Source organism: Pseudomonas oligotrophica, from assembly GCF_021726475.1.
Classification (GTDB): domain Bacteria; phylum Pseudomonadota; class Gammaproteobacteria; order Pseudomonadales; family Pseudomonadaceae; genus Stutzerimonas; species Stutzerimonas oligotrophica.
The window spans coordinates 352,747-367,911 of sequence record NZ_JAKJRU010000006.1 but is presented as its reverse complement, the minus strand read 5'-3'; the positions used below and the strand labels follow the sequence as shown (position 1 = coordinate 367,911).

The window sequence follows — 15,165 nt, the reverse complement described above, 5'->3', positions numbered from 1 at the left end:
TGCCAGCCTCGGCTACCGGCCTCCCATCAGCCGCGCTCCGCTTCCACTGAACAACGTAGTGGGTTTACACACCTAGCGGCGCCGCAATGGCCGGTGCTCAGAGGCTGCCGGAGCCCTTCATGGCCAGGTAGCGCTGCACCAGGGCCGGGCCCAGTTCGGCCGGGCGCGCCTCGACCACCGGCAGCCGGCGTGCCTGCAGGCGGGCCAGCAGTTCCTGGCGCGCGGCCAGGTAGTCGCGCGCCCCGCAATAGTCCAGGGCCTCGTCGAGGCGTTCGACCGGTCGCTTGCACAACTCGTCGAGGCGTTCCTCGCGCAGGCTGGCCAGCAACACGCGGTGGCGAGTGGCCAGGCGGGTCAGGGCCGGTTGCAGTGCGTCGTCATCCTCGTCGCGCAGGTTGCTGATGATCACCACCAGGGCGCGGCGCTTCTGGCGCGCGAGCAGCCGGTCGACCGCCTCGCCATAGTCCGCCGGGCGCAGGCTGCAGGTCGCGTCATAGATGCCGTCGAGCAGCACGCCCAGCTGGCGGCTGCCCTTGGCCGGGGCGATGTAGCGCGGCGCGTCGCTGGCGAAGGTGCACAGGCCGACGGCATCGCCCTGGCGCAGCGCGGCATGGGCCAGCAGCAGGCTGGCGTTGAGCGCATGGTCGAAGTGCGAGAGGTGGTCTTCCTGGCTGCGCATGCGGCGGCCGCAGTCCAGCACCAGCAGGACCTGCTGGTCGCGGTCATCCTGGTATTCGCGGGCGATCGGCGCATGCATGCGTGCGGTCGCCTTCCAGTCGATCTGCCGCAGGGTGTCGCCCTCGCGGTACTCGCGCAGCTGGTGGAACTCCAGGCCGAGGCCGCGGCGCGGCTGGCGATGCACGCCAAGGCGGGCAAACCAGTCGTCGATGCCGTGCAAGCTGGCGCCCTGCAGCCGCGTGAAATCGGGATAGACGCGGGTCTCCCCGGCCAGCGGCAACAGGCGCCGGCTGCGCCAGAAGCCCAGCGCGGAATGCAGCCAGAGTTCGCAGTGCTCATAGTGCAGGCGGCCCCGTCGCAGCGCGCGCACCGGGTAGCGCAGCAGGGCGCCGCTGCCCGTCGCCAGCGCCAGCCGCTGCGGCAGCCCGGCACCTTCGAGGCCGTCGGGGACATGGTCATGCAGCTCCAGCAGCAGCGGATAGGCCTGGCTGTTGCTCAGCTGCAGTTCGACCTCGCTCCAGCGCCCGAGCGCCAGCCGGCCGGGCAGGCTGCGCGACAGCTGCGGCGGCGCCTGGCGCTGCAGGCGCAGGGCGTCGAGCAGCGCGAGGGCAAGCAGTGCCAGCAGGGCGCCCCACCAGAGCGCGTGCCAGTGCCGCCCGAACGCTGCATCCAGCGCCTGCGCCGTGCCCAGCAGCAGGCCGCCGGCCAGCAGCGCGGCGATGGCCAGGAGCAGGCGACGGGTCGGGTTGAGGCTGCTGATCATGGCGGGCGAGCGGTTCACAGGCGCGGCGCGGCGACCTGGTCGAGCAACTGCCGCAGCACCCGGTCGACCGTCAGTCCCTCGATGTCCAGCTCCGGTGCCAGGCGCACGCGGTGGCGCAGCACCGCCAGGGCGCAGCCCTTGATGTCGTCCGGGGTGACGAACTCGCCGCCGCGCAGCAGGGCCCGGGCACGGCCGCCGCGTACCAGGGCGATCGAGGCGCGCGGCCCGGCACCCAGCGCCAGTCCTGGCCAGTCGCGGGTGGCGCGGGCCAGGCGCACGGCGTAGTCGAGCACCTGGTCGTCGAGCGGCAGCTCGGCGGCGATCTTCTGCAGGGCCAGCAGGTCGCGCGCCGACAGGCGCGGCTGCAGCGGCGCGACGTCGAGCATGTCGGCACGGGCGGAGCGGGTCACCTGGCGCACCAGGGCCAGCTCTTCGTCGGCGGCCGGATAGTCCATGCGCAGCATGAACATGAAGCGATCCAGCTCGGCTTCCGGCAGCGGGTAGGTGCCTTCCTGCTCGATGGGGTTCTGCGTGGCCATCACCAGGAAGGGTTGCGGCACGGCCAGGGCGCGGTTTTCGAGGGTGACCTGGCGCTCCTGCATGACCTCCAGCAACGCGGCCTGGGTCTTGGCCGGGGCGCGGTTGATCTCGTCGGCCAGCAGCAGATGGGTGAACACCGGCCCGCGGCGCAGCTTGAACTGCTCGCTGTTGAGGTCGTACACGGCGTGGCCGGTGACGTCGCTGGGCATCAGGTCCGGGGTGAACTGGATGCGCGCGAACTCGCCGCCGAAGCAGCGCGCCAGCGCCCGCACCAGCAGCGTCTTGCCGAGCCCGGGCACGCCTTCGACCAGCACATGGCCGCCGGCCAGCAGCGCGGTGAGCAGGCCGTCGACCGCCTCGTCCTGGCCGATCACCGCCTTGCGCAGTTCCTGGCCCAAGGCCTGGGCCAGCTGGGCGGCGCGCTGGCGGGGCGGCAAGGGCGCCGGTTGGTCCGCGGGGGCGGGCGTCGGTTGGCTATCGGATTCGCTCATAGGGCATTCCTGAGTCGTTGCAGGTCGGCGACCTGCCGGGTGAATTCGACCGCGCTGCAGCGGCGTGCCTCGCCCAGGCCCATGGCCTGCTGGACGACGTCGGCCGGCAACCGCGAGAGCTGCGCCAGCGCATGCAGCCGCTCGGCGGCGGCGAGTCGCCCGTAGCCGGGATGCAGGCGCGCGGCCCGGTGATGGATGTCGTCCTGCAGCCTGGCCAGCAGGGCGCGCTCGCCGTCGTGGCGGCGGGCGAAGGCGGCGCTGGCGTGCAGCTGCGCCTGCAGCTGCCGGTGGCCGCGCTCGGGCGGGGCGAGCAGCGGCCCCTGGCGCCGCGACAGGTGCCAGAGGCCGAACAGCAGGAGCAGGGCCAGCGCCAGCAGCGCCTCGGGAAAATGCTGGCGCAGCGCATCGAGCAGGCCGGGCGGGTCGCTGCGATAGGCCAGGGTGACCTGGCTGTCCTGGGTCAGGTAGCCGAGCAGCCAGGCGTGGTCGTATTCGCCGATGCGGTCGTTTTCCCAGATCCAGGCGTCGGTCAGCGCGGTGACCAGCCCCGCGCCGTGTCGCAGTTGCAGCATGTGCGTGGCCGCGCCGCTGTTGGCCCAGGCATGTGCGCGGTTGTTGGCGTCGTAGAGGTGAAAGCCGGTATCGAAGGCCAGGTAGGCCGGCGCCGACCGGTCCTGCAGGTAGAGCCGCGTCAGTTGCCGGTCCTGCTCGCGGCTGGCGGTTTCGGCGTGCGGGTCGCTGCCCTGCGGGTCGCGGTTGTCGGCCTCGTACTGCTGCAGGCCGAGCCCGTCGAGCAGGTGATCGCCGCTGCGCCCGCGGGCTTCATCCCACAGCCGTTCGGCGACGAACACCAGGTGTCCGCCGGCCGCCGCCCAGTCCAGCAGGTGCTGGCTCTGCCGGGGCGACAGCCCGCTGCGGTCGCCGAGCAGCAGCAGGGTGCGCCCGCGGGTCGGCAGCTCGGCCGGGTTGCCGAGGCTGCCGATCCGTTCGACCTGGATGCCGGCCTGGCGCAGGAACAGCTCGGCGGCCAGGTAGGGGTTGCGCCGGGCTTCGCCGGTGGGGCCGCGGTCGAGGCTTTCCTGGTAGGGCTCCAGGCGGCTGCCCAGGTAGAGCGCCAGCAGCGCCAGCGCGCCCAGCAGCAGGCCGAGGGACAGGCGCCGGCTCATGGCTGCGTCCCCCGGGGGAACAGTGCGCGCCAGCCGGCGCAGAGCGCCTCGCCGGCCGCGGGCGGCAGTGCCCGGTGGCCGTAGGCGAGCTGCTGCCAGTATCCGGTGAGCGTCCCGGCGTAGGCCTGCAGCTGCGGCTCGTCGAGCCGGCACAACAGCTGCAGCACCTCGCCTTCGGTGTGTGCCGCCAGCAGGGGCAGCCGGTAGTCGTGCAGCAGGCGGCTGAGCAGGGCGCGATAGAGCAGGCCGACGGCCACGCGCGGCTGTTCGGCCCAGAGCCGCTCGGCCTCGCCGGCGACATCCTCCGGCAGGCTTTGCGGCGAGACGTCGAGACCTAGCACCCGGGCGGTTGCGTGGCTGGCGGCCGGCGCGTTGTGTTCAAGGCGCGCGAAGACGCGCAGCCACTGGCGGTAGCGCCAGGCCAGCAGGGCGGCGCCGAGCAGCAGTGCCGCCCACAGCAGCGCTTCGAGCAGGCTGGCGGCGTATTCCAGCACGCGCCACAGGCTGTCGAGCCGGAACAGGCCGGCAGGCGGCTGCGGGCTTTCGCCGCCCGTCTCGCGCAGGCGCCAGCGGGTCACCGTCTCCGGCTGGTGGAACGGCGGTTCGGCGAGCAGCGCGCGAATCCGCTCGCCGGCCGCCTCACGGCTCAGCGCGGGGGCATCCGTGTCGGCGGGGCTGTCGGCCAGGGCATCGGTGGTCGGCACGGCGAGCCCGAGTGTCAGCGCCAGTGCGGCCCAGGCCATCGGCGTGAGCAGGCGCTGGCGCAGGCGACGGAAGCTCAGCTCGATGTCCCAGGCTTCCAGATGGGTACGGCGGTTGAGGTAGAGGCTGAAGCCGCAGGCGACGTACAGCGGCTCCCAGACGATCAGCACGAGCACGTAGAGCAGGTTGGACAGGTGCTCCAGCCAGAGCCAGTCGTGCTCGGCCAGCAGCAGCTCCTGCCAGCTCCACTGCTGCAGCGCCTGCGCCGGCAGCAGCATCAGCAGCACCAGCGACAGCCCCAGCCAGAGCACCGCCTCCAGGTGCGCGCCGACCAGGGTCAGCCAGCGCGCGCTGCCGGCACTGCGGCGATGCAGGACCTGCAGGCGCTGGCGGCGTTCGGCTCCACCCAGTTCCTCGAGCTGCAGCACCGGCAGGTCGAAGCTGCGCGTCAGGCTCGGCCGGCGCCAGGTCAGGCTGGCGAACCATTGCCGGCGCAGCAGGTGCGGCCAGGCGCGCAGGCTCTGGCGCAGGCTGGGGACCTCGCCGAACAGCGCCTCGGACAGCACATGCAGCGGCAGGCGCTCGAACAGCGGCTTGAGCCACCAGAACAGCAACAGGGCGATGCCCGGGTGTTGCCAGAACAGCAGGCTGAGCAGGGCGAACACCGGCAGCGTCAGCACCGCCCAGCCGGCCAGCAGCACGCGCGCGTGGCGCCGCGCCAGCAGGATGCCGAGGTCCAGCGCCTCCCAGTTGTCGCGCGGGCGCACCGCCAGGGTGGTGTCAGTCAGGCGCATGCGGGCTCCGGCCGGCGAAGCGGAAATAGCCAAGCACCAGCAGCCACAGCAGGCCGCCGACCAGGTACTTGAGCGTCGCCGGGGCATAGCTCATCGACGACCAGTAGGCCTCGATAAAGGCGGCCAGCAGCAGCATCAGCGCAGCGCCGGCCAGCAGCCGCACGCCGACGGCTGCGGCCTGGCGCAATGCCTCGCCGCGCCGCAGGCGCCCGGGGGCGACGACGGCGCGACCCAGGCCGAGGCCGGCCGCACCGGCGAGGGTGATGGCAGTCAGCTCGAAGGCGCCGTGGCCGACGACGAACGACCAGAACGGCTGGCCATAGCCGATGGCGGTCAGATGGCCGGCCACCGCGCCGATCACCAGGCCGTTGTAGACGAGGAAGAAGAGGCTGCCCAGGCCCAGCAGCAGGCCGCTGGCGAAGGTCTGGAAGGCGATGCCGATGTTGTTCATGACATAGAAGCCGAACATGGCCCAGTCATCCGCCGAGCCGCGTTCGCCGAAGCGCCCCAGGCGGCTGGCATCCGGGTCGTACATCTGCTCCATCTCGGCCACCTGATCGGCCGGCAGCAGGACGAACACCAGGTCGGGGAAGGCCTGGATCAGCAAGCCGCAGAGCAGCAGGCAGCCGTAGAACAGGGCGCTGGCCAGCAGTACCGCACGGTACTGGCGGCGTACCAGCGCTGGAAAGCCGCCGAGCACGAAACCCAGCAAGCGGCCGGGCAACGGACTGTGGTGGCGGTAGAGCTGCTGGTGGCCAGCCAGGACCAGCTGGCGCAGGCGCGTCTGCAGGTGCTCGCTGTAGCCCCGGGCTTCGGCCAGCGCCAGTAGCTGGCAGAGTTGGCGATAGGCGGCGACGAAGCCGCTGGCTGCCGGTTGCCGCTGCCGGCCCGGCCCGGACAGCTGCGCCAGGCGCGCGGCGAAGGCTTCCCAGTGCGCGGCGTGCTGTGCCTCGAACGCCGCCTGGCGGGTGCCGCCCAGCAGCAGTTCGCGGGCGATGCCGTCGAGCGCGGCGCAGGCCTGGCCGGGTGCAAGGTCCAGCGGTTCGGCGAGCAGCGCCGCCAGTTCGTCGCGGCGTTCGGCCGACAGTTCGCCGGCGCGCTCGGCGAAGGCGATGATCGCGCGTGCTTCGACAGCGCTGAGCGGCCACGGCGCGGGCAGCGGCACCGCCTGCAGCGCGGGGGGCGCCGTTGGCGGGCGCTCGCGATAGACCACCAGGGTACCGGCGGCGATGTCGCCCAGGCGGCGGAACTGCGGATGGCCGAGGCAGCACAGCGCGCCGGCGAAATAGCCCAGCGGCAGCATGTCGACCAGCCGCAGCAGGTTGCGGGCCAGCGACGCGGCCCAGCCGACCGGGGTGCCGTCATCGTGCACCACTCGCAGGCCCAGCCACTGCTTGCCTGGCGTGCGGCCCTGGTTGAGCACTTCGAACAGCACCATGTACCACCACTGCACGAGGAACAGGCAGAGCGCCGCCAGCCCCGCGCCGAACTGGCCCAGCAGGCCGAGGCCGAGGAACAGGGCCAGCACCAGCAGGCCGCGCAGCGCCAGGTCCACGGCGAAGGCCAGCGCACGAGGCACCAGCCCGGCCGGCCGCAGCAGCAGGTCGATGCCCTCGGGCGTCTCGACGCGGTAGCGGTTGTCCAGCACGGGCAGGGGGGCGACGGTGGTCAAGGGCGGGCTCGATGAGGGCAGCGAGGCTCGATGCTATGCCCAGCCACCGGTCGCGGCAATCGTGCGCGGCGAAACTGCGCGGTACGTGGCGTTCGCGGCTTGGTTCGTCGCGCGGGGCTGCTGGTAGACTGCCGTGCCGACCTGGAGGGCGCCTCTTGAAGCCAAGCATTTTCTGGTACGACTACGAAACCACCGGCATCTCGCCCCGCTGCGATCGCCCGCTGCAGGTGGCCGGCATCCGTACCGACGAGGCGCTGGAGGAGATCGGCGAGCCGCTCAACCTCTATTGCCGCCCCGCGGACGACATCCTGCCGCACCCGGCTGCCTGCCTGGTCACGGGCATCACCCCCGAGATGCTGCTGCGCCAGGGAATGTGCGAAGCCGAGTTCATGCAGCGGCTGCATCGCGAGCTGGCCGAGCCCGGGACCTGCGGCGCGGGCTACAACAACCTGCGCTTCGATGACGAGATGACGCGCTACAGCCTGTACCGCAACTTCTTCGACCCCTACGCCCGCGAGTGGCAGGGCGGCAACAGCCGCTGGGACCTGATCGACCTGGTGCGCACCGCCTACGCGCTGCGTCCGGAGGGCCTGCAGTGGCCGGAAGAGGACGGCCGCGTGACGCTCAAGCTCGAGCGGCTCACTGCGCACAATGGCCTGGAGCACCAGCACGCCCACGACGCGCTGTCCGACGTGCGCGCCACCATCGGCCTGGCGCGGCTGATCCGCCGGGCGCAGCCGAGGCTCTACGATTACCTGTTCCGCCTGCGCCGCAAGCAGGCGGTGCTCGAGCAGATCGAACTGCTCAAGCCGCTGGTGCATGTCTCCGGGCGTTTCTCGGCGCAGCGGCATTACCTAGCGGTGGTCCTGCCGCTGGCCTGGCACCCGCGCAACCGCAATGCCTTGATCGTCTGCGACCTGCACGCCGAGCCCGCGCCGCTGTGGGACGAGCCGGCCGAGACCCTGCGCCAGCGGCTCTACACGCGGCGCGATGAGCTGGGCGAGGCGCAGCTGCCGACGCCGCTCAAGCTGGTGCATGTCAATCGCTGCCCGGTGCTGGCGCCGATGCAGGTGCTGCGCGAGCAGGATATCGACCGCCTGCAACTGGACCTGCCGCTCTACCTGGGCCGCGCCGAACAATTGCGGGCGCGGCGCGCGCAATGGCTGGACAAGCTCGAGGCGATCTATGCGCCGGAGTCTTTCGAGGGTTGCGGCGATCCCGAACAGCAACTCTACGAGGGTTTTCTCGGCGACCGTGACCGGCGTCTGTGTGACCAGGTGCGCGATGCCTCGGCCGAAGAATGTGCCAGCCGCAACTGGATGTTCGACGATCCGCGCCTTGGCGAATTACTGTTCCGATATCGTGCGCGCAATTTCCCGCAAAGCCTCAGTGCCGAGGAACAGGCACGCTGGCAGCAATTCTGCCGCCATCGTCTGGTGCAGGCCGAATATGGCGCACCCAATACCCTCGGCCAATTCGAGGCGGCGCTTGGACAGTTGCTCGAAGGGGCCACTGCCGAGCAGGCGCAGCTGTTGAATAAATGGCGCGAGCATGCCCGCCAGCTGCAGGGGCGCTATGCACTCTAGGCAATAAAAAAGCCGCGCTGCGGTCGTTCGCGGCGCGGCTTCGGCAATGCGCGGAGGGTTTTAGCCCAGCACGGACGCCCAGCTTTCAACGGCGTCCGAACCCCACTTGGCCTTCCACTCCTTGAGCGTCTTGTGGTTGCCGCCCTTGGTTTCGATGACTTCGCCGGTGTGCGGGTTCTTGTATTGCTTGACGCGGCGCGCGCGCTTGGGGGCGGCGGCTGCCTTGGCTGCACGAGGCGCCTTGCTGGCCTTGCTGGCCTCGGGGTCGAGCAGGGCGATGATGTCGCGCAGGGACTTCTGATACACGCCCATGAGTTCGCGCAGTTTGCCTTCGAACTCCAGCTCCTTTTTCAGTTTGTCGTCAGCCGAGAGAGACTTCAGGCGCTCCTGAAGTTCCTTGATGGCTTCTTCCGTTGCGCGGTATTCGCTGATCAGGGACATTTTGCTTCCTTGGATATAGGTTGTACGCAAGTGGACGAATCATAGTCTTGCGGTGGATACGAAGTAAATATAGCCAATCACGCAATTTGTGTATTGGAGTGGTAACGAAGTCTTTTCAATTGATCGAAACTTTGCCGTGGCGGATGAGCCTCGGGCAATTTTGTTCGCCCCGGTTAGCGCCCGGCTAGTTTGAAAAGAAGCCGCGCAGGGCGGTTTGAAGTTTCCATGCAAGTTTGCCGGGCCGGGCATCTTTGCTCGCCGGTCCGCCGGGACTTCCTTAATGCACAGCCTTCATGTGCTTTTTTCGCCGTGGCCCGGCTTTTGGGGACTGGGCTAGAATGCCGCGTTCCCATGCGACCAGGAGTTCTCGGATGCGCACTTTCAGGCTGGTCATCGCCTGTCCCGATGGCGTTGGCATCGTCGCCAAGGTCAGTAACTTTCTCGCCACCTACAATGGCTGGATCACCGAAGCCAATCACCACTCCGATCATCAGAGTGGCTGGTTCTTCATGCGCCACGAGATCCGCGCGGACTCGCTGCCGTTCGATATCGACGGCTTTCGCCAGGCCTTCGCCCCCATTGCCCGCGAGTTTTCCATGGAGTGGCGCATCACCGATTCCGATCGGCGCAAGCGCGTGGTGCTGATGGCCAGTCGCGAGTCGCACTGCCTGGCCGACCTGCTGCACCGCTGGCACAGCGACGAGCTGGACTGCGACATCCCTTGTGTGATTTCCAACCACGACGACCTGCGCAGCATGGTCGAGTGGCATGGCATCCCCTATTTCCACGTGCCGGTGCATGCGGGCAACAAGCAGGAAGCGTTCGCCGAGGTGGCCCGGCTGGTCCATGAGCACCAGGCCGATGTGATCGTGCTGGCGCGCTACATGCAGATCCTGCCGCCGGAGCTCTGTGCCGAATACGCGCAGCGGGTGATCAACATCCACCACAGCTTCCTGCCCTCGTTCGTCGGTGCCAAGCCCTACCACCAGGCTTCGCTACGCGGCGTCAAGCTGATCGGCGCGACCTGCCACTACGTCACCGAGGAGCTCGACGCCGGGCCGATCATCGAGCAGGACGTGGTGCGCATCAGCCATCGTGACACCGTCGAGGACATGGTGCGCCTGGGCAAGGACGTGGAGAAAATGGTGCTCTCGCGCGGTTTGCGCTATCACTTGGAAGACCGCGTGCTGGTGCACAGCAACCGTACCCTGGTGTTCAACTGACGGGGTTGCCGATGAAGCACCCGCTCGACCAGGCTGCCGCCGAGCCGACTCCGGTCGTTGGCAGCGGCTGTACGCGTCGCTACGACCCGGACGCGCTGCACGAGGACATCGGTACCGACTTTCCCCAGGCCGCCGAGCTGTGGGCGCGGTTACAGGCGCGCCCGCTGCCCGAATCCGATTGATCGCCCGGCGCGCCGACCCGGATGGAGACCACCATGGATGCACCCCTCGATAGCCTGGTACTGGGCGCGGACGCGGCCGGCCAGCCCAACAGGCATCTGCTGCGCCTGGCCAACCGCCACGGGCTGGTCGCCGGCGCGACCGGCACCGGCAAGACGGTCACGCTGCAGCGCCTGGCTGAGCAGTTCAGCGATGCCGGGGTGGCCGTGTTCGCGGCCGACATCAAGGGCGACCTGTGTGGCCTGGGCGCCGTGGGTGCGCCGCAGGGCAAGATCGCCGAGCGCATCGCCAGCATGCCCTGGCTCGAGCACCGCCCGCAGGCCTATCCGGTCACCCTCTGGGACGTATACGGGCAGAGCGGGCACCCGCTGCGGACCACGCTGAGCGAGATGGGCCCGCTGCTGCTCGGCAATCTGCTCGAGCTCACCGACAGCCAGCAGGCAGCGCTGTATGCGGCCTTCAAGGTGGCCGACCGCGAGGGCCTGCTGCTGCTCGACCTGAAGGATCTCAAGGCGCTGCTCGCCTACCTGCGCGAGAGCCCGCAGGTGCTCGGCGAGGATGCCGCGCTGGTCACCAGTGCCTCGAGCCAGGCACTGCTGCGGCGCCTGGCGACGCTCGAACAGCAGGGCGCCGAGGCGCTGTTCGGCGAACCGGCCCTGCAGCTGGAGGACCTCCTGGCGCCGGCTGCCGATGGCCGCGGGCGCATCCACCTGCTCGACGCCAGCCGCCTGGTGCACGAGGCGCCGAAGGTCTACGCGACCTTCCTGCTATGGCTGCTGGCCGAGCTGTTCGAGCAGCTGCCCGAGCGTGGCGATGCCGAGCGGCCGCTGCTGGCGCTGTTCTTCGACGAGGCGCACCTGCTGTTCGGCGACACGCCCAAGGCCCTGCAGGAGCGCCTGGTGCAGGTGGTGCGGCTGATTCGCTCCAAGGGCGTGGGGGTCTATTTCGTCACCCAGTCGCCGGCGGACCTGCCGGATCCGGTGCTGGCCCAGCTCGGCCTGCGCGTGCAGCACGGCCTGCGCGCCTTCACCGTGAAGGAGCAGAAGGCGCTGCGCTCGATCGCCGAGGGCTTTCGCCCCAACCCTGAATTCTCCGCGCTGGAGTTGCTGACCCAGCTCGGCATCGGCGAGGCGCTGGTCGGCGGGCTGGAGCCCAAGGGTATGCCCGCGGTGGTGCAGCGGGTGTTCGTCGCGCCACCGCAGTCGCGGGTCGGGCCGCTGAGCGAGGCCGAGCGGGCGGCCATCCTGGCGCAATCGCCGCTGCGTGGGCGTTACGACCAGCCGGTCGACCGCGAGTCGGCCTACGAGATTCTTGCCACACGCGCCCGGCAGGCGGCCGACAGGCCTGCCGAAGCGCCGGCCACGCCCGTTGGCAGCGAGCTGGGCGACAAGGTTGGTGAGTTCGCCGGCAAGGTCATTCGCAGCGCGCTCAACCAGGCGGCGAGCCAGCTGGGACGGCAGCTGGTGCGCGGCATGCTCGGTTCGTTGCTGGGGCGCAAGCGCTAGCGGCCGGTCAGGCCGGCCCGCCGTCCTCGCTGTCGTCGGCGCTGCGCTGCTGCTCCAGCTTGCGCAGCTCTTCGCGGAATACCTGGTCCTGCACGCTGGGTTTGCGTCGCCAGGGTTTGCGTTCGGGGGCGACGGCGGCGGCGTAGGTGGTCACCTCGCCGCCATAGATATCCTGGTAGCGCTGGGCCTGGCGCTCCAGTTCCTTGCGTAATTCTTCCTTTGTCACTACTGCTTTGCGACCTCATGCGGGCGGCCGTCGGCCGCGGTTGGCCCGGGCGCGTGGCCGGGGCGGTTGATCAGGGTGGGGGAGGGCTCCCGGCGGGCCGGCCGATGCTTGGCTGGCTGGCGGGAAGTGGCGGCTATTATGCGTGGTTTTGTCGGCAACGGAAACAAACGAGCCCGCGACTTGCGCGGGCTCGTTTGACCGGGGAGGCTCAGCGGGCGGCGTTGGCCTCCATGCCCTGCTCGGCGCGTCCGTAGACGTCGTCGAAACGCTCGATGTCGTCCTCGCCCAGGTAGCTGCCGGACTGCACCTCGATGATCTCCAGCGGGATCTTGCCGGGGTTGGCCAGGCGGTGCACCGAGGTCACCGGGATGTAGGTGGACTGGTTCTCGGTGAGCAGGAAGGTCTTCTCGTTGCAGGTGACCTGCGCCGTGCCGGAGACCACGATCCAGTGCTCGGCGCGGTGATGGTGCATCTGCAGCGACAGGCTGGCGCCGGGGTTGACGCAGATGCGCTTGACCTGGAATCGCCCGCCCATGTCCACCGAGTCGTACCAGCCCCAGGGGCGGTACACCGCGCAGTGGTTCTGCGTCTCGCTGCGCTCGCGGGCGTCCAGCTGGGCGACCAGCTTCTTGACGTCCTGTACGCGGTCCTTGTGGGCGACCATGGTGGCGTCCTTGGTTTCCACCACGACCACGTCCTCCAGGCCGAGCACGGTGACCAGCTTGTCGGTGCCGTAGATCAGCGAGTCGCGGGTGTCCTCGGCGATCACGTCGCCCTTGAGCACGTTGCCGTTGCCGTCCTTCTGGTGCACGTCCCAGATCGACGACCAGGAGCCGACGTCGCTCCAGCCAGCCGACATCGGCACCACGCAGGCCAGTTCGGTCTTCTCCATCACCGCGTAGTCGATGGAGTTGTCCGGGCAGCAGGCGAAGGTCGCCGGGTCGATGAGGATCTCCTCGCCGTTGCGCACGCTGCGCTCCAGCGCGGCCCAGCAGGTGTCGTAGATGTCCGGGTCGTGCTTCTTCAGCTCCTCGAGGAAGACGCTGGCGCGGAACAGGAACATGCCGCTGTTCCAGTAGTAGTCGCCGGAATCGACATAGCTCTGCGCGCGGACCTCGTCGGGCTTCTCGACGAACTGGCTGACCCGTTCGATGCCTTCCGGCAGGCCGCCGCGGTCGCTGGGGTCGCACTTGATGTAGCCATAGCCGGTTTCCGGGCGGGTCGCCGGGATGCCGAACAGCACCATCTCGCCGTTTTCCGCGGCATTGGTCGCCAGCGCCAGGGAGCGCTGGAAGGCCCGCTGGTCCTCGATCACGTGGTCGGCCGGCAGCACCAGCAGCAGCTCGTCACGGCCTTCTTCCATCAGGGTCATCGCCGCCATGGCGATGGCCGGTGCGGTGTTGCGGCCGAACGGCTCGAGCAGCAGGCCCTGGATGCCGAGCTTGCGCGCGGCCAGCTGCTCCTTGACGATGAAGCGGTGTTCCTTGTTGCACACCAGCAGCGGCTGTTGCATGCCTTCGAAGGCCAGGCGCTCGACGGTCTGCTGGAACAGTGTCTGCTCGCCGGTCAGGGCGATGAACTGCTTGGGGAACTGCTTGCGCGACAAGGGCCAGAGCCGGGAGCCGCTACCACCTGAAAGAATTACCGGGATCATGCTGCTTCTCCTGAAAGTTTCGAAGTCGTGTTGTTCTTGTCCGTGGCGCAGCGACTACGCCGAATGGATGTAGGTCAGGCAACCGGCGGGCAAAATCTCCCACCAGGCGAGACCGAGTGCTCCCCCGAGGCCTATGCCCCGATTGTTGAAACCTGCTGCCTGTCCAGGTGCGACCGTGTGGTGCCACCCATCCCCGCGCTGTGTTCGGGGCCGATGACAAGGGCAGATTGAAGGAGCCACCCGGAAAGCCGTAGCGGGGTGGCCGTGCAGGCCGGTCGTCTGCGACGCGTTGGCGTCGCTTTGTTGTGATCGTGCCGGCTGCGGTGCTGCTCGGTTGGCGGCGCAACGCTACGGGCTGCGCGCGGGGCGGCCGGGCCGATGGGCATCCTCGCCATCGTCGTCCGCGGAGTTATCCGTTGGCCGGGGCATGGCCCCTGGTTGTCGAAGACCCTGAGCACTTTCATGTGCGACGTCCTTTGCCGGTCTGGAGTTGGTACGCGCTTATGATTGTGCGGCCATGGGGTTAGTTCCCCGCCGTGGGACCGTTGATCGGCCCACGTGGCTGGCTGGATTTCTACGTGGGAGGGGCGAGGCTGCGCCGGGATCGACGCAGCCTTGAGGTAGGGAGCGGTCGGCTCAGGCCGTCGGGGCGTCGCGCAGGAAGACCAGGTGGCCGGGGCGGGAATCGGCTTCGCTGTAGCGGTAGCCGTCGTAGTCGAAGTTCACCAACTGCGCCGGGTCGGTGAGGCGGTGCTTGATGACGTAGCGCGCCATCAGCCCGCGTGCCTTCTTGGCGTAGAAGCTGATGATCTTGTACTGGCCGTTCTTCAGGTCCTTGAAGTCGACGTCGATGATCTGCGCATCCAGCGCCTTGCGCTTGACGGCGCCGAAGTACTCGTTGGAGGCGAGGTTGAGCAGCACCTGGTCGCCCTGTGCGGCCAGCGCCTGGTTCAGCCACTGGCTGATGCGCTCGCCCCAGAAGGCGTAGAGGTCCTTGCCACGGGCGTTGGCCAGCTTGGTGCCCATCTCCAGCCGGTAGGGCTGCATCAGGTCCAGCGGACGCAGCACGCCATAGAGCCCCGACAGCATGCGCAGGTGGCGCTGGGCGAAGTCGAAATCCTCGCCGTCGAAGTCGTCGGCGTTGAGCCCGGTATAGACGTCGCCCTTGAATGCCAGCAGCGCCTGCTTGGCATTGCCGGGGGTGAACTCGGCGTTCCAGCTGCCGAAGCGGGCGACATTCAGCGCGGCCAGCTTGTCGGACAGGTGCATGAGTTCGGCGACCTGCGCCGGCGAATAGTCGCGCAGCTGGTCGATCAGGATCTGCGCCTGGTCGAGGTGCTCGGGCAGCGTGTGGCGGGGCGTGGCGGGCGGGGTTTCGTAGTCGAGGGTCTTGGCCGGTGAGATCACCATTAGCATCGAGCGGTTCTCGTTCCTTGGATGTGCCGCGATTCTAGGGCCAGACGGCGGCCATGCTCCAGCTATCGGGGCGATTGGTCGGCTTGACCTTGCCCCCGGGGCAAGGCCCAATCTCGCCTCAAGACAAG

13 protein-coding genes and 1 pseudogene are annotated in these 15,165 nt (G+C 69.1%); 4 read left to right on the top strand and 10 right to left on the bottom strand.

The features are described 5' to 3' along the window. Window positions 1–97: 97 nt before the first annotated feature. The 6 genes and pseudogenes from L3N39_RS15050 to L3N39_RS15025 all read right to left on the bottom strand — a co-directional run. A complete protein-coding gene (locus L3N39_RS15050; RefSeq protein ID WP_237258264.1) occupies window positions 98–1,441 on the bottom strand; it encodes a DUF58 domain-containing protein in 1,344 nt (447 codons plus the stop codon). A 14-nt stretch (window positions 1,442–1,455) separates the two neighbouring features. Continuing rightward, window positions 1,456–2,472: an AAA family ATPase gene (locus L3N39_RS15045; RefSeq protein WP_237258263.1), complete on the bottom strand. Its 1,017-nt coding sequence runs from the start codon at window positions 2,470–2,472 to the stop codon at window positions 1,456–1,458. Next, the gene (locus L3N39_RS15040; protein WP_237258262.1) at window positions 2,469–3,638 is read right to left on the bottom strand and encodes a DUF4350 domain-containing protein; all 1,170 of its coding nucleotides are present in this window, start codon (window positions 3,636–3,638) and stop codon (window positions 2,469–2,471) included. Before L3N39_RS15040 ends, L3N39_RS15045 begins: the two co-directional genes overlap by 4 nt. Beyond that, entirely contained in the window at window positions 3,635–5,134 is a 1,500-nt protein-coding gene (locus L3N39_RS15035) for a DUF4129 domain-containing protein (RefSeq protein ID WP_237258261.1), read from the bottom strand. The genes L3N39_RS15040 and L3N39_RS15035 overlap by 4 nt, the downstream gene beginning before the upstream one ends. Continuing rightward, the gene (locus tag L3N39_RS15030; protein ID WP_237258275.1) at window positions 5,121–6,113 is read right to left on the bottom strand and encodes a stage II sporulation protein M; all 993 of its coding nucleotides are present in this window, start codon (window positions 6,111–6,113) and stop codon (window positions 5,121–5,123) included. Before L3N39_RS15030 ends, L3N39_RS15035 begins: the two co-directional genes overlap by 14 nt. Then, a pseudogene (locus L3N39_RS15025) lies at window positions 6,114–6,827 on the bottom strand (RDD family protein); the annotation flags it as partial. Between the two features lie 134 nt (window positions 6,828–6,961). On the opposite strand from L3N39_RS15025, the gene sbcB reads away from it, so the two are divergent. Continuing rightward, the gene (sbcB, locus tag L3N39_RS15020) at window positions 6,962–8,392 is read left to right on the top strand and encodes an exodeoxyribonuclease I (RefSeq protein WP_237258260.1); all 1,431 of its coding nucleotides are present in this window, start codon (window positions 6,962–6,964) and stop codon (window positions 8,390–8,392) included. A 60-nt stretch (window positions 8,393–8,452) separates the two neighbouring features. Here sbcB and mvaT read toward each other — a convergent pair whose 3' ends face one another. Continuing rightward, the gene (gene mvaT, locus L3N39_RS15015; protein ID WP_237258259.1) at window positions 8,453–8,833 is read right to left on the bottom strand and encodes a histone-like nucleoid-structuring protein MvaT; all 381 of its coding nucleotides are present in this window, start codon (window positions 8,831–8,833) and stop codon (window positions 8,453–8,455) included. A gap of 371 nt (window positions 8,834–9,204) precedes the next feature. Between mvaT and purU the strand changes: the two genes are divergently transcribed. Genes purU through L3N39_RS15000 form a run of 3 tightly spaced genes read left to right on the top strand, consistent with a single transcriptional unit; the run spans window position 9,205 to window position 11,741 of the window. Continuing rightward, window positions 9,205–10,056 carry a formyltetrahydrofolate deformylase gene (purU, locus tag L3N39_RS15010; protein WP_237258258.1) on the top strand — a complete coding sequence of 284 codons (852 nt, stop codon included), beginning with the start codon at window positions 9,205–9,207 and terminating at the stop codon, window positions 10,054–10,056. Window positions 10,057–10,067: 11 nt separating this feature from the next. Then, the gene (locus L3N39_RS15005) at window positions 10,068–10,238 is read left to right on the top strand and encodes a hypothetical protein (protein WP_237258257.1); all 171 of its coding nucleotides are present in this window, start codon (window positions 10,068–10,070) and stop codon (window positions 10,236–10,238) included. A gap of 33 nt (window positions 10,239–10,271) precedes the next feature. Then, window positions 10,272–11,741 (top strand): helicase HerA-like domain-containing protein, encoded by a 1,470-nt coding sequence (locus L3N39_RS15000; RefSeq protein WP_237258256.1) that lies wholly within the window; start codon window positions 10,272–10,274, stop codon window positions 11,739–11,741. A gap of 7 nt (window positions 11,742–11,748) precedes the next feature. On the opposite strand, the gene L3N39_RS14995 is transcribed toward L3N39_RS15000, so the two are convergent. The 3 genes from L3N39_RS14995 to yaaA form a co-directional block, all read right to left on the bottom strand. Beyond that, a complete protein-coding gene (locus tag L3N39_RS14995; RefSeq protein WP_237258255.1) occupies window positions 11,749–11,967 on the bottom strand; it encodes a hypothetical protein in 219 nt (72 codons plus the stop codon). A gap of 208 nt (window positions 11,968–12,175) precedes the next feature. Continuing rightward, entirely contained in the window at window positions 12,176–13,621 is a 1,446-nt protein-coding gene (locus L3N39_RS14990) for a mannose-1-phosphate guanylyltransferase/mannose-6-phosphate isomerase (protein WP_237258254.1), read from the bottom strand. A 636-nt stretch (window positions 13,622–14,257) separates the two neighbouring features. Then, window positions 14,258–15,037, bottom strand: a complete 780-nt coding sequence (yaaA, locus tag L3N39_RS14985) for a peroxide stress protein YaaA (protein WP_237258253.1) — start codon at window positions 15,035–15,037, stop codon at window positions 14,258–14,260. Window positions 15,038–15,165: the final 128 nt, after the last annotated feature.